The organism is Weizmannia agrestimuris (assembly GCF_943193165.1).
GTDB classification, from domain to species: domain Bacteria; phylum Bacillota; class Bacilli; order Bacillales; family Bacillaceae_C; genus Weizmannia; species Weizmannia faecalis.
In genome coordinates this window covers 205,591-219,367 of sequence record NZ_CALPDC010000001.1, presented here as the reverse complement: position 1 = coordinate 219,367, position 13,777 = coordinate 205,591, and the positions used below count along the sequence as shown (strand labels likewise).

Sequence of the window (13,777 nt, the reverse complement as noted above, 5' to 3'; positions counted from 1 at the left end):
CATGGAAATGCATATTCATTCACTTTTTAACTTTCTTATAATATAATTATATTATAGATATTTATACCGCTTTTTCTCATCTGTTTGATCGGGAGCGTCCTTCATTGTAAATATTTTTTCGTTCTCCGGTTCAGGGAAAAATCCTTGGCTTTGGAAAACCCCGCTCTTAAAGGAACGGCTTATGTATGCGTAAAATGTACATTTTTTCACAAAAACATTTGGAAAGGGGATAAAATATGGAAGAAACGGCAAAAACATATGCCCAATTCAGGCAGAAGAAAAATAAGTGGGCGGTACTTGGCCAGCGTTTTATCTTTGTCAGCCTCGGCGCGATGATTATGGGGGTTGCCCTCGAGCTGTTCCTTGTCCCGAACCAGATTCTGGACGGCGGCATCACCGGCATCTCGATTATCCTTTCCCACCTTGCCGGCTGGAAACTGGGGCCAGTTATTTTCATCTTAAATCTCCCATTCTTTTATATCGGGTACAAGCAAATCGGGAAAACTTTTGCCTTGACCACCCTTTACGGCATCTCCATCATGTCGGTGACAACCATCCTGCTGACCCCTGTAAAAGTGTTTACGGATGATTTGCTGCTGTGTACGGTTTTTGGCGGTATTATCCTTGGCATCGGCGTCGGCCTTGTCATCCGCTGGGGTGGCTGCCTTGACGGAACAGAAGCGCTTGCCATTCTATTAAACAAAAAGCTTCCTTTCTCTGTCGGTGAAATCATACTCGGTCTCAATCTCTTCATTTTTACCTGTGCCGGCTTTGTGTTCAGCTGGAAATATGCTATGTATTCGGTCATTACCTATTTTATCGCCACAAAAGCAATCGACGTGGTTGTACAGGGGCTGGATGAATCCAAATCGGTATGGATCATCAGCGACGAGATGTATGACATCGGTGATGCGATCATGGCCCGCCTCGGCCGCGGGGTAACCTATCTAAACGGGGAAGGCGCTTATACCGGAGACAATAAAAAAGTCATTTTCTGCGTCATCACCCGCCTTGAGGAAGCAAAATTGAAATCGATTGTAGAAGAATTTGACAAAAGCGCCTTTATCGCGGTTGGAAACATATCAGAAGTGCGCGGCGGCAGATTTAAGAAGAAAGACATTCACTAACAGCGTAACTGAGGACTGTCCATCCGGGCAGTCCCGTTTTATATGCGCGTAAAAATTTTTCCATTTTCATGCTGCCCGGGCATACTCCCCCTCCCTTAAATTAGGATTCTTTCGCAGTGTATGGTAAAATGATGATTACGATTGTAAAACAGACAAAATTAAAGTATACTTTGTACTGATCTCTTTAAAGTGAGTGAATAGCTTTGATTCAAAACATCATCGATTTTGTAAATGACCCGGCCGTCTGCACGCTGTCATTTTACGTACTGGCAGCAGGTTTTCTTTATTTGAGCCGGTTTGTGATCAGGCCGGCAGCGTTTGTTGAAGCAAGGCCTGCCGCCGTCATGCAGGATTTTACTGTACACACTCGCCCGGCTGCGGAATGCCGGTGCAATTTCTTTACGATTTGGATTTTAAGTTGCGTCAGAATACGGACATATCCTTCTGAAGATCCTGATTCGGAACCGGATTTAAGACCGGTCAGAAAGGACAGGATTTGTGCAATATACTAAAGGAGGATATTTCATGAAAAGATTTTTCAGTTTTACATTGGTTTTAAGCAGTTTGCTGTTCGTTTTAAGCGCATGTTCAAATTCAACAAACAGCACGCACAGCGGTGGATTTTTCCATCATTATTTTGTTTCCCCGTTTTCAGTTGTCATTAAAGCAACGGCCCAGCTGCTTCATGGTGATTACGGGATTGCCATTATTGTTTTGACGTTAATCATCCGGCTGATTCTCATGCCTTTTATGCTGCATACATTCAAAAAACAGCAAATCATGCAGGATAAAATGAAAGTTTTGAAGCCGGAAATGGATAAGCTGCAGACAAAAATCAAAGCGGCCAAAACGAAAGAAGAACAGGCAAAGCTGCAGCAGGAAATGATGGGGTTGTATCAAAAACACGGCGTTAACCCGCTGAATATGGGCTGCCTGCCGATTATCATCCAAATGCCGATTTTAATGGGGTTTTATTATGCGATCCGCGGCTCGAAAGAAATCGCCACCCACTCCTTTTTATGGTTTAATCTCGGACAAACAGATATTCCGATGGCCATTCTCGCTGGTGTCATTTATTTTATCCAAGCCCAAATTTCACTGATCGGTATTCCTGAGGAACAGAAGAAACAAATGAAATATATGATGCTCATGTCGCCGATCATGATCCTTTTTGTTTCTTTTTCAGCTCCGGCGGTTCTGCCGCTGTACTGGACAGTGAGCGGGCTCTTTATGATCGGACAAACACTGATTCAGAAAAAATTTTATCAGTCCCATCCGCCGAAGGAAGAATCCAATTCATAATTGTATCTGATCATCAAAATATAAAAAAGCGGCGGGTCACAGTTGATGTGTTCCCGCCGCTTTTATGTTGTTTACAGCCCCGGGTTTCCGGGGATTTTTTATACCGGTTTACTTCTGTTCAGTAACTGCCTCGTTTTCCTCCGGCAAGTTCTCATTTTGCTCCATTTCCTGATGCGGTTCTTCCGTATTTGCTGTATCATTCACAAATTCGTACAACCCACGGTCCGGTTTGCGGATACGCGGATCGAGTTTTTCGACGGATTTCATGAAAGAGGTCATATTAGCGATTTTATAGCCGGTTTTTTCTTCGATCATCCGCTGCAGTTCAGCCCCTCTGATCGGTTCCGAAACGTTTTTTAGTATTTGGATAGCCTCTTCTCTCATCTTGCCCGACCTGCCCTTTTTTGACGACCGCGATTTCCGCACCTTTCTTTCATTCGTAAGGGCTTCGCCGCCTGAGGTTTCCGGCGAGACGGACGCAAGCGCATTAAAAGATACATATTCCGGTTTGCCGGATGCTTTTACCTGCTGGCCTTCATTTTCATCCAGCTCCCTTAATCTTTTAAAAATATTTTCCCGTTCTTTTTGGAATTCCTGTATAACCCGAATCTCAGCGTCTTCCAGCTGCTCCAGGCGGATTTTTAGTGCCATTCTCTCATTCATTGTCAATTTTATCCCTCGTTTCTTAAAATATATGTATATATAGATTATAATATGAAACTAGTAAAATAAAAAGATAAAATAATTATTTTTTATTAGAAAATTAGTAGCGAATAATTATTCATAAAGGGGTATGTCGAATTTTTGCGATTTTCCGCAGATTATGTTCAAATTATTCGAATGATTTCTATTGCGTCTATTTTTGATATTTAGTAGAATATGGATGTAAGCGCTGACAGGCTGGCGCACAAAGCAAGTATATAAGGAGGCTTGTCTCCTTGAAATTAACATAAATGGAGGGGTTGGAATGGAACAATTAACCGTGCAGTTGGATGAAAGGGTTCAGCATTTCCTTCAGGGCAAAAAGAAAATGTTCATCAACGGGCAATTTGTTGAAAGTGCATCCGGAAAAACATTTGATACGCCGAATCCGGCTACCGGCGAAACGCTGGCTACGATCTATGAAGGGAATAAACAAGATATCGACCGTGCCGTACAAGCAGCCAGAAAAGCATTTGACGAAGGCCCGTGGCCGCGGATGAACCCTGCCGATAGAAGCCGGTTAATGTATAAATTGGCGGATCTGATGGAAGAGCACCGGGAAGCGCTGGCGCAGCTCGAAACGCTCGACAACGGGAAACCGATCCGTGAAACGGCAAATGCCGATATTCCGCTTGCCATCGAACATATGCGGTATTATGCCGGCTGGACAACGAAAATCACCGGCCAGACCATTCCCGTAAACGGCCCTTACTTTAACTATACCCGCCATGAACCGGTCGGGGTTGTCGGGCAAATTATCCCTTGGAACTTCCCTCTTTTAATGGCAATGTGGAAAATGGGTGCCGCGCTTGCGACCGGCTGCACGATTATCTTAAAACCGGCTGAACAAACGCCGCTTTCCGCCCTTTACTTGGCGCAGCTGGTAAGCGAGGCTGGCTTCCCGGACGGCGTTGTCAATATTGTGCCAGGCTTTGGGGAAACTGCCGGAGCCGCCCTTGTCGACCACCCGCTTGTAGATAAAATTGCCTTTACCGGTTCTACTGAAGTCGGAAAACTGATTATGGCCAATGCCTCGAAAACGTTAAAACGGGTGACGCTCGAACTTGGCGGAAAATCCCCGAATATTATTTTGCCAGATGCCGACTTGTCGAAAGCGATTCCTGGCGCCTTAAACGGTGTCATGTTCAACCAGGGGCAAGTATGCTGTGCCGGTTCGCGCGTGTTCATTCAAAAGAAACATTTTGATAATGTCATTGCCGATATGGCCTCCCACGCCCAGTCGATTAAGCAGGGCTTCGGGCTCAATAAAGATACGGAAATGGGGCCGCTTGTTTCAGATGAGCAGCAAGCGCGCGTTTTGAATTACATTGAAAAAGGACTCGATGAAGGAGCGGAAATTGTAACAGGCGGGAAAAAACCGCGTGAAGAAGGCTTCTTTGTTGAACCGACGATTTTTGCAGATGTCCGTGATGAGATGACGATCGCCAAAGAGGAAATTTTCGGTCCTGTTATTGCGGCCATGCCATATGAATCCCTTGATGAAGTAATCAGCCGCGCCAACAGCAGCGAGTACGGGCTTGCGGCAGGGGTTTGGACGGAAAATGTGGCCAATGCGCACTATATTGCAAACCGTCTCCGTGCGGGCACAGTTTGGGTCAACTGCTACAATGTGTTTGATGCCGCTTCCCCGTTTGGCGGTTATAAACAATCCGGCATTGGACGTGAAATGGGTTCTTACGCACTCCAAAACTATACGGAAGTCAAAAGCGTCTGGATTGCCAACCCTTAAAGGGCACCAAAAAGAAAAGCATCGGCAAAACCGATGCTTTTCTTTCATACTATTAAGATTCCAGCAGCAAATCTTCAGGGTTTTCAATTAATGTCTTCACCGTTTTCAAGAAACCGACAGCATCCTTTCCGTCAATGACGCGGTGGTCATAGGAAAGCGCCACGTACATCATCGGGCGGATCTCAATTCGGTCTCCATCGACTGCAACCGGGCGTTTTTGTATGGTGTGCATGCCGAGGATACCAACCTGTGTCCCGTTGATAATCGGTGTCGAGAACAACGAGCCGAAGACACCGCCGTTTGTAATCGTAAAGGTTCCCCCCTGCAGATCGCTTAATGCAAGTTTATTATCGCGTGCTTTTTGGGCAAATGCAGCAATATCCGCTTCAATTTCCGCGAACGATTTCCGGTCGCAATCCCGGACAACCGGTACGACAAGCCCTTCTTCTGTGGATACTGCAATGCCGATATCATAATATTTTTTCAGCAGCAGCTCATTGCCCTGAATCTCCGCATTAACATACGGATATTTCTTCAATCCCGCAACCACGGCTTTTGTAAAGAACGACATAAAACCGAGACGGATGTCATGATCTTTAACGAACTGTTCTTTTTTCCGCTTTCTTAAATCCATGACAGCTGTCATATCAATTTCGTTGAATGTCGTCAGCATCGCCGTTGTCTGTGTCACTTCAACGAGCCGTTTTGCGATCGTCTGGCGGCGGCGTGACATGCGGATTCTTTCAATCGGTTTGCCGGCTTCTTCCGGCACAACTTTTCCAGCTGCAGGTTTTTCCGGTGCTGCCGGCGCTTTTGCCGCAGCTTGCGGATTGAAAGTTTCCACATCTTGTTTCCTTACCCTGCCAAGCGGATCCACTGCCGGCACTTGCGATAAGTCAATGCCTTTTTCGCGTGCCAGTTTGCGGGCAGCCGGAGAAGCAATCGGGCGGCTTTCGCTTTCTTCCTGAGCCGGCTTTTGTTGTTCCGGAGCAGACGCTTGTGTTTGCGCCGGCTTTTGCTGTTCCGCAGCAAAAGCTTGTGTTTGTGCCGGCGCCTCTGCTTGTGCCGGTTGTGGTGCTTCCGCTTCTTTTTGCGGCGCGGATGGCGTTGCACTGTTTTCCCCTGTTCCTTCGCCGACAATTGCAATGACATCGCCAACTTGTACTGTGTCCCCTTCTTCAAAAAGGAGGGACTGGACGACACCCTCTTCTTCCGAAATGACTTCTACATTTACTTTATCTGTCTCAAGTTCTACAATATATTCACCTTTGTCCACATGGTCCCCCGGATGTTTCAACCATTGTGCAATGGTTCCTTCCGTGATGGATTCTGCCAGTTCAGGCACTTTAATTTCAGCCACAACACTTGTCCTCCCTTAAAAGTATCACTTTTTTTATATCAAAGCCTCCTCCTTCATCTTCCGAGCAGCGCGGCATGTGCGGGCTGCAGGATGAAGCGGGCAAAGCAGCGGTTATTTTGCGCATATTGAAGCCCCCGCCCCTTTGGAAGGAGCGGGCCGCCGTTTAAGGGCGGGTAATGGCTTCAGTCAGAATTCTGTTTTGTTCCTTTTTATGGACGACCGGGTCGCCTTCCGACGGGCTTGATCTTCTCGGCCGGCCGATGTACCGGATTTCCGCTCCCTGAGGCGCCAGCTTTCTTAAATACGGTTCAACGAAAGACCAGGAACCCATATTTTTCGGCTCCTCTTGCATCCATACAATTTCTTTCGCGTTTTTAAAGCGCGCGAACATTTCCTTTAATTCCTGTTCAGGGAAAGGATAAATTTGCTCAACCCTTACCGTATGCAGCCAGCTGGTATTTTCCGCACTGTTCAGCTTTTCTTCCAAGTCTACAGCCACTTTCCCGCTGCAAAGCAGGATTCTTTCGACTGCATCCGTATTTTTCGTACCCGGGCCTTCCAGCACGGTGTGGAATTTTCCGTCCGTCAGTACAGACGGCTCTACAGATGCCAGCGGGTGGCGAAGCAGGCTTTTTGGCGTCATGAGAATGAGCGGGCGGATTTCTTCTTTTGCCAGCCATTTTGCCTGCCTTCTTAAAATATGGAAGTATTGGCCGGCTGTCGAAACATTTGCCACTGTCCAGTTGTTTTCCGCTGCCAGTTGCAGGAAGCGTTCCACCCTGCCGCTTGAATGTTCCGGACCCTGTCCTTCGTATCCGTGCGGCAGCATCATGACAAGCCCTGATTTTTGCCCCCATTTTGCCCTGCCAGATGAAATGAACTGGTCAAACATCACTTGCGCCATGTTTGCAAAATCGCCGAACTGGGCTTCCCAAATGACGAGCGTATCTGGCGAAAAGACGTTATAGCCGTATTCAAAGCCAACGACGCCAGCTTCAGTCAGCGGACTGTTATAAATGGCAAATGAAGTTTGAACGCCGGACAGATGATGGTGCGGAATGTATTCTTCCCCCGTCTGTTCGTCGTGCAGGACGAGATTGCGCTGAGCGAACGTGCCGCGCTGTGTATCCTGGCCGGTAAACCGGATCGGCACGCCATCTTTTAAAATGGCTGCAAACGCGAGCGCTTCCGCATGGGCCCAGTCAATTTTTCCCTTGCCGTCAAAGACGTGTTCGCGGCGTTTCAAAATCCGCGCCAGTTTTTTAAAGACATGGAAGTTTTCAGGCCAGGCGAGCAATTCAGCGTTCCAAGCCCGCAGTTCCTGTTCCGGCACCCCTGTTTCCATGCTCAAATAACCTTTTTTCACATTTTCAGGGGGTTCCATGGCCGTATCGGGTTCCGCTTCGCCGTCCGGCACTTTTTCGTAAGCCGCCTGCAGTTTTTTCTGGACGGCTTCATCGATGGTTTTGACCTCTTCGGCTGTCAGGACGCCTTCTTTTGCAAGCTGTTCACCGTAAATGGCCCTGACCGTCGGATGATTGTGCACTGCATGGTACATTACCGGGTTGGTTACCATCGGTTCATCCATTTCGTTATGACCATAGCGACGGTAGCCGACTAGGTCGATCACAAAATCTTTATGGAATTTTTCGCGGTAAGCATACGCAAACAGCGCCGCCTGTACGCATGCTTCCGGATCATCCGCATTCACATGGAGGATCGGCACTTCATAACCTTTTGCCGGATCGGAAGCATATTTCGTTGACCGCGAGTCATACGTTTCGGTCGTAAACCCGATATTGTTATTGGCGATGATATGGATCGTCCCGCCTGTCCCGTATCCGTTCAGCTTGCTCATGTTCAGCGTTTCTGCGACAATGCCCTGCCCCGCAAATGCGGCATCCCCGTGGACAAGAATCGCAAAGGCGCGGTCCGGATCGCGGTCCGGATAGCCCGTTTTGTTCCGGTTATCCTGCGCGGCGCGTGTATACCCTTCGACAACAGGATCGGCAACTTCCAAATGGCTTGGATTGTTGGCAAGTACGATGCGCGCGCCGATCGGTCCGCCGTTTTGCCCTTTTCTGTCCGCGCCGAGATGGTATTTAACGTCGCCGGTCCATCCGTACGTAATGCCGATCGATCCTTCGGAAGGGATTAAATCTTTATTGGAAGCATGCTTGAATTCTGCAAAAATGAGCTCATACGGTTTTTCAAGAATATGGGCAAGCACATTGAGGCGGCCTCTGTGCGCCATGCCGATATTAACGGTTTTCACACCTGTTTTTACCGCTTCAATAATCATTTGTTCCATCAGCGGAACGAGCGCATCAAGCCCTTCAATGGAAAAACGCTTTTGCCCGACAAATGTCCGGTGGATAAATTTTTCAAATCCTTCCACATCGGAAAGGCGTTTTAAAATGCCGATTTTCTGTTTCCGGCTGAGTTCGCGGAAAAAGCTGCCCGATTCAACAGTCCGTTGCAGCCAGTGCTTTTCTTCCATGTCGTGAATATGGTCAAACTCAAAGGCAACTTTTTGGGTGTACACTTCTTTTAAATAATTGATGGCATCAAGCCCGTTTTTGACCCTTTTAGGTGCATCCGGGCAAATAAAGGATGCCGGCACTTTTTTCAAATCTTCTTCGGTTAAATCAAATTCTCCCAGTTCAATTCTTCTGACATCCCCAACAGGTTTTTGGAGCGGGTTGATATCCGCTGCGAGATGGCCAAAAGTCCGGATATTGTCCGCCAATTTGACGGCAGCGACCATTTTGCTGAAAATCGTCGGGTTTGCCGGCAATTGGAAAGAAATATCCGCCTGCCCCTGTGTCGGGCTCCCGCCTTCGGAAACAGCGGGCGCGCCCCACTGGTCAAATACTTTTCTCGCCTCTTCGTCGATGCTCTCCGGATCTTCCAGGTATTGTTCATATAAATCCATGACATACCCAAGATTAGGCCCGGAAAAACTTTCCCAAAATCCCTTTGGTGTAGTTGCATTCATTTTGAAAAACCTCCAGCCCTTCGTCCCTTATTCACTTTCGTATGATTTCGTCTGGCGGATACCAAAACGGAACCATGAAATTATGTAACGATAAAGAATTTTGAAAGCTGTAACGCTTACAAACTCAATTTTAGCACTGTAAGCGTAATAGATAAAGTTAAAAACTCTTATTTTTAAAAATTTGCATGAATAGTGATTCATTCTGTTTTTTCCCGGAAAGTGATGCTGCATTTGCCTCACCTGATTGTTCAAAACCGCATATTTTATTATATCCCCGTTGCAGAAAGGAGCAAAAAAATGTTCCCATGGAAAACGTTTCCGTTCACCGAAGAGATCTTCAAGATGATGAATATGCCATTTCCGCCTGTACAGGAACATATCAACCAAGCCCTTTCTCAATGGGACGAATGGGGCGCTGCGTTCAAGAAGGGGGACGGGGCCGATGATCCGGCTCCCTCTTCCCCGGATACGGGCGCCCCGTCTATAGAAATATTTGAAACACTGGATTTTATTTTTATCCGCGTCCCTGTCCAGGAGGAAAGCATGCTCACAGGCTTAAAAATCTTCCACACTTCCCTTCAAGTCATGTTAAAATCATTTCCAAAACCGGACTCGGAACAGGTGATACGGCTGCCTTCCCCGGTACGCAGGAAAGGGACGACCGCAAAATACCGGGATGGCATCCTGGAAATCCGGCTCCTGAAAAAAAGCGAACATGAAATGACAGAAGTCGGCATTGATTTTTAACGACTCTGCCTTCTCGATAAAACTTACAGTTGGTTCTGACAGTTCCCGTTTTTTTGCGTATCAAAAGACTTACCCATCACGGGCGAAAGGCGGACACCTTGCCAGACACGGCCCTGCACCTTTTCTTTAAAAAGAAAAAAGAACGTTTCATTTTTTCGAAACGCCCTCTTTTCCACCTGTTTTTTGTTTTGCGACAAGGGGGAATGTAAACCGGATCTCGGTCCCTTTACCAACCTCGCTCGCTGCTTCTATCGTGCCGGAATATCCTTCAGTCAGTTGTTTGGCAATGGCGAGCCCGAGTCCGTTCCCGCCTTTTGCGCGGCTCCTTGCTTTATCCACCCGGTAAAAGCGGTGGAAAATTTGCGGCAAATCTTCTTTCGGGATCCCGATGCCGTAATCTTTTACTGTTAACATGGCCCTCCCCTTTTCCTGCTTGAGTCGGATATCGACTTTGTAAATGCGGTCGGAATATTTTATCGCATTATCAAATACAATGATCAGCACCTGCTCAAGATGGTTCTCGCTCATTTGGATGTCATAGGCCTGATTGGGATCATATTGAAAATTGAAGTCGAACTGCTGATGGATCATTTTAAAATTGCGGATCACCCTTTCTGTGACTGCCAAAAGATCTGCTTTTTCCTCATTGGCCAGTATTTTGGCTTCTTCCGCCCGCGAAAGATCGAGCAGTTCCTCCACCAGTTTTTTCATTCTGCTTAATTCCTGCAGCGAAGCCTGGAGCGACTCTTCAAGAATCGCAGGGTCATTTTTCCCCCACCGGTTTAACAAATTTAAGTGCCCTTCCATCACTTGGACGGGGGTCCTTAATTCATGGGAAGCATCCTCGACAAACCGTTTCTGCTGCCGGAACGACTGTTCAATTTGGTCCATCATATCGTTAAAAATATTGGTCAATTCCCCCATTTCGTCTTTAGAGGCGCTCGGCTCCATCCGTTCTTGGAATCCTTTTTTGCGGATGCTTTGCATCGTGGAAGAGAGCTTTTTCAGCGGTTTGAGGAAATTTTTTGCCATCATAAACCCGAGAAAAGCACTCAAAAGCAAGCCCACGCATCCGGCGACCATCATGACAAACAGAACATTCCGCATTAAATTTTCATACCGGTATAAAGGATAGATCACTTCAATATAGCCGTTGAACGATTGGGAGCGGAACGGGCTCCTTCCGACTAAAATTTGATGATTGCCCGCGCGGATCAGGCTGACCCGTTTTTCGTTCACCGGCACAAACGGCACTTTTGCATCGGTGGAATGAATGCTTTTTACGACAAGCATTTCCTTTCCGTCCGCATTGATAATCCGGATCGACTGATCTTTTTCCAGCACCTGCTGAAAGAGCGTCCGGTTCGATAAAATGTCATCGATGTTTTCCCCCTTGTTGTTCAAATCATCCAGCGCCTCGGATACCGAAGTCGCCTCTTCATGCAAAAGCCATCTGCTGATCAGCGTATACTGGAAAAAGCCGAAAATCAGAAACGTTAAAAAGATCGCAATACTTGCGCCAACGGACCATTTTACTTTCAAGGAACTTTTTTGCAGCCAGTGTTTTACCGCTCTCATTCGCGCATCACATATCCTGTCCCCCGCACTGTCTGAATATAGCTGTCTTCGCCTTCTGTATCAATTTTATTGCGCAAGTACCGGATGTACACATCGACAACATTCGTTTCGACCTCGGTTTCATATCCCCATACTTTGTTCAGGAGTGCTTCCCGGGTCATGACAATATTTTTATTTTCCAAAAGCGTAAGCAACAAATCGTATTCCCGTTTTGTCAACTCAATGGTTTTTCCTGCCTTTTTAACAAGCCGGCTTTCTTTTTCCAGCACAAGGTCACGGAACTTGTACGTTGTTAGCGCTGCTTTTTTGGGCTCGGCGTACTCCATCCTTCTGAAAATGGCCCTTAGCCTTGCGAGCAATTCTTCAATCGCAAATGGTTTGACAATATAATCATCCGCCCCGTGGTCAAGCCCGGATACCCGGTCCATAATGCTGTCCCGGGCGGTAATCATGATGACCGGTGTTTCTTTTTCCTGTCGTAAGCGGCGGCATACTTCAAGGCCGTTCAGTTTCGGCAGCATTAAATCAAGGAGAATCACATCCCAATCCTCCTCCAAAGCCGACTGCAACCCTTCCCGTCCGTCATACGCCACTTTCACTTCGTATCCTTCATGCCTTAACTCCAGCTCAATAAAACGGGCCAGATTTTTTTCATCTTCCACCAGTAATATCCGTTTCATGATGATTCCCCCTCGAAGTTCTTTTGCCGGAACTCTTTCTTTTCCGCTGCCCTTATTATAGCTCCGGACAGCGCATGATCAAGGAGAATCCGCTTTTTCTTATATGCTAACCGAATGAAAGGAAAAAGATATGAATGGTTTGTTAAAAAATGATGAGAAAGAAAACCCGTTTTTTCCATTCATAAATGTCTCCGGTTGGGCAGATAGTAGTAAAGAAGAGTGCTGACATTGAGAAGAAGAAAGGAAAATACAGACAATGGATCATTTGACAACGAACACACCTTTATCCGATAAAAACAATGAAATCCATCAAAAAAGATGGGCGATTGTTGCATTATCGTCCATTCCCCTGATTATGACACTGGGGAATTCAATGTTGATTCCGGTCCTTCCCCTCATGGAGGACAAACTGGGCATCAGCAAAGTCCAATCCAGCTATATTATCACCTTTTATTCAATTGTCGCCATTTTCCTTATTCCGGTTGCCGGATTTTTATCGGACAGATACGGCCGAAAAATGGTCATTATCCCGTCACTTGCGATTACGGCTATAGGAGGGGCGATTTCGGCATACGCGGCCTGGCAACTTGATCACCCGTATTCCCTTATTTTGATCGGCCGGACTTTGCAGGGCGTTGGGACGGCCGGCGCAGCACCGATCGTTTTGCCGCTTGTCGGTGATATGTTACACCGCAACCGGGATGTGAGCACCACCCTCGGCATTATTGAAACGGCCAATACGTTTGGAAAAGTATTGAGCCCGATTCTCGGATCCTTCTTGGCAGGATTGATCTGGTTTTTGCCTTTTGCGGCCATCCCTGTCTTTTGCCTGATCTCTATCCTGTCTGTTTTGTTTCTTGTCAAAAGGCCGGCACACGAAAAACAGGGGCCGGGAATCAAAGCATTTATAGGGAATACGAAAAAGGTGTTCCGAAAGCACTGGCGCTGGCTGTCGGCCGTATTTGCGATCGGGGCCATCGTGATGTTTATTTTGTTTGCGGTGCTGTTTTATTTGTCGTCCAATCTGGAAGACCAATACGGCTACCATGGCGTGAAGAAAGGGTTTATTTTGGCCGTCCCGCTTGCGGCATTGTGCCTTTCTTCCTTTATAACCGGGAAAATCATTAAAGAAAACATGGTACTGATGAAATGGATTATTTTCTCCAGCGTGCTCATTACCGGAGCCTCCGTGCTCGTGATCACTTTTTCGGACCGTTTTTTCTATTTAATAGGGACCTTTCTCATTTGCGGAATTGGAATCGGCGCCTCCCTTACGCCTTTGGATGCGCTGATTAATCAGTCGATTGAAAAAGAAGTCCGCGGAACGATCAGCGCCATTTACAGTTCTATGCGCTACATCGGCGTGGCGGCAGGTCCGTTATTTATGGCCAATTTTATGAAAGGGCGGGTTGAGATCAGCATGGTGATCATGGCCGGTTTCTGCCTGGTGGCGGCAGGACTTACATTTGTGGCGGTGAAACCGGACAAATCACGCGCTGAAGCTTCTTCCCCTGCCTAAATTTTGGCGCTGTG

At 47.0% G+C, this 13,777-nt stretch carries 10 protein-coding genes; 5 read left to right on the top strand and 5 right to left on the bottom strand.

Going from position 1 to position 13,777, the window contains the following annotated elements; genetic code table 11:
• Positions 1-236: 236 nt before the first annotated feature.
• Together NFR98_RS01050 and yidC are read left to right on the top strand one after the other, a co-directional pair.
• On the top strand, positions 237-1,127 hold the full coding sequence (locus tag NFR98_RS01050) for a YitT family protein (protein ID WP_014098427.1): 891 nt from the start codon (positions 237-239) through the stop codon (positions 1,125-1,127).
• A gap of 525 nt (positions 1,128-1,652) precedes the next feature.
• The gene (gene yidC, locus NFR98_RS01045; RefSeq protein ID WP_014098429.1) at positions 1,653-2,429 is read left to right on the top strand and encodes a membrane protein insertase YidC; all 777 of its coding nucleotides are present in this window, start codon (positions 1,653-1,655) and stop codon (positions 2,427-2,429) included.
• A 108-nt stretch (positions 2,430-2,537) separates the two neighbouring features.
• On the opposite strand, the gene NFR98_RS01040 is transcribed toward yidC, so the two are convergent.
• The gene (locus tag NFR98_RS01040) at positions 2,538-3,092 is read right to left on the bottom strand and encodes a Rok-like winged helix domain-containing protein (protein WP_225620986.1); all 555 of its coding nucleotides are present in this window, start codon (positions 3,090-3,092) and stop codon (positions 2,538-2,540) included.
• A 304-nt stretch (positions 3,093-3,396) separates the two neighbouring features.
• Here NFR98_RS01040 and NFR98_RS01035 point away from each other — a divergent pair, with 304 nt between their 5' ends.
• Positions 3,397-4,881 carry an aldehyde dehydrogenase family protein gene (locus tag NFR98_RS01035; RefSeq protein ID WP_061087309.1) on the top strand — a complete coding sequence of 495 codons (1,485 nt, stop codon included), beginning with the start codon at positions 3,397-3,399 and terminating at the stop codon, positions 4,879-4,881.
• Between the two features lie 52 nt (positions 4,882-4,933).
• Here the strand turns inward: NFR98_RS01035 and odhB are convergent, their stop codons facing one another.
• Positions 4,934-6,241 (bottom strand): 2-oxoglutarate dehydrogenase complex dihydrolipoyllysine-residue succinyltransferase, encoded by a 1,308-nt coding sequence (odhB, locus tag NFR98_RS01030; RefSeq protein WP_026683484.1) that lies wholly within the window; start codon positions 6,239-6,241, stop codon positions 4,934-4,936.
• A gap of 163 nt (positions 6,242-6,404) precedes the next feature.
• The gene (locus NFR98_RS01025) at positions 6,405-9,239 is read right to left on the bottom strand and encodes a 2-oxoglutarate dehydrogenase E1 component (RefSeq protein WP_211062159.1); all 2,835 of its coding nucleotides are present in this window, start codon (positions 9,237-9,239) and stop codon (positions 6,405-6,407) included.
• A gap of 297 nt (positions 9,240-9,536) precedes the next feature.
• On the opposite strand from NFR98_RS01025, the gene NFR98_RS01020 reads away from it, so the two are divergent.
• Complete coding sequence (locus tag NFR98_RS01020) at positions 9,537-9,986, top strand: HSP20-like chaperone (RefSeq protein WP_026683486.1); 450 nt, start codon at positions 9,537-9,539, stop codon at positions 9,984-9,986.
• A gap of 147 nt (positions 9,987-10,133) precedes the next feature.
• On the opposite strand, the gene NFR98_RS01015 is transcribed toward NFR98_RS01020, so the two are convergent.
• Together NFR98_RS01015 and NFR98_RS01010 are read right to left on the bottom strand one after the other, a co-directional pair.
• Positions 10,134-11,564: a HAMP domain-containing histidine kinase gene (locus NFR98_RS01015; protein ID WP_017550799.1), complete on the bottom strand. Its 1,431-nt coding sequence runs from the start codon at positions 11,562-11,564 to the stop codon at positions 10,134-10,136.
• Positions 11,561-12,244, bottom strand: a complete 684-nt coding sequence (locus tag NFR98_RS01010; protein WP_014098436.1) for a response regulator transcription factor — start codon at positions 12,242-12,244, stop codon at positions 11,561-11,563. The genes NFR98_RS01015 and NFR98_RS01010 overlap by 4 nt, the downstream gene beginning before the upstream one ends.
• Positions 12,245-12,500: 256 nt before the next feature.
• Here NFR98_RS01010 and NFR98_RS01005 point away from each other — a divergent pair, with 256 nt between their 5' ends.
• Positions 12,501-13,763, top strand: a complete 1,263-nt coding sequence (locus NFR98_RS01005) for an MFS transporter (RefSeq protein WP_110133987.1) — start codon at positions 12,501-12,503, stop codon at positions 13,761-13,763.
• Positions 13,764-13,777: the final 14 nt, after the last annotated feature.

Excerpts from the sequence above, each read along its gene's own strand:
- NFR98_RS01050 (WP_014098427.1), top strand. The coding sequence starts at position 237 with ATGGAAGAAACGGCAAAAACATATGCCCAATTCAGGCAGAAGAAAAAT.
- yidC (WP_014098429.1), top strand. The coding sequence starts at position 1,653 with ATGAAAAGATTTTTCAGTTTTACATTGGTTTTAAGCAGTTTGCTGTTC.
- NFR98_RS01040 (WP_225620986.1), bottom strand. The coding sequence starts at position 3,092 with ATGAATGAGAGAATGGCACTAAAAATCCGCCTGGAGCAGCTGGAAGAC.
- NFR98_RS01035 (WP_061087309.1), top strand. The coding sequence starts at position 3,397 with ATGGAACAATTAACCGTGCAGTTGGATGAAAGGGTTCAGCATTTCCTT.
- NFR98_RS01025 (WP_211062159.1), bottom strand. The coding sequence starts at position 9,239 with ATGAATGCAACTACACCAAAGGGATTTTGGGAAAGTTTTTCCGGGCCT.
- NFR98_RS01020 (WP_026683486.1), top strand. The coding sequence starts at position 9,537 with ATGTTCCCATGGAAAACGTTTCCGTTCACCGAAGAGATCTTCAAGATG.
- NFR98_RS01015 (WP_017550799.1), bottom strand. The coding sequence starts at position 11,564 with ATGAGAGCGGTAAAACACTGGCTGCAAAAAAGTTCCTTGAAAGTAAAA.
- NFR98_RS01010 (WP_014098436.1), bottom strand. The coding sequence starts at position 12,244 with ATGAAACGGATATTACTGGTGGAAGATGAAAAAAATCTGGCCCGTTTT.
- NFR98_RS01005 (WP_110133987.1), top strand. The coding sequence starts at position 12,501 with ATGGATCATTTGACAACGAACACACCTTTATCCGATAAAAACAATGAA.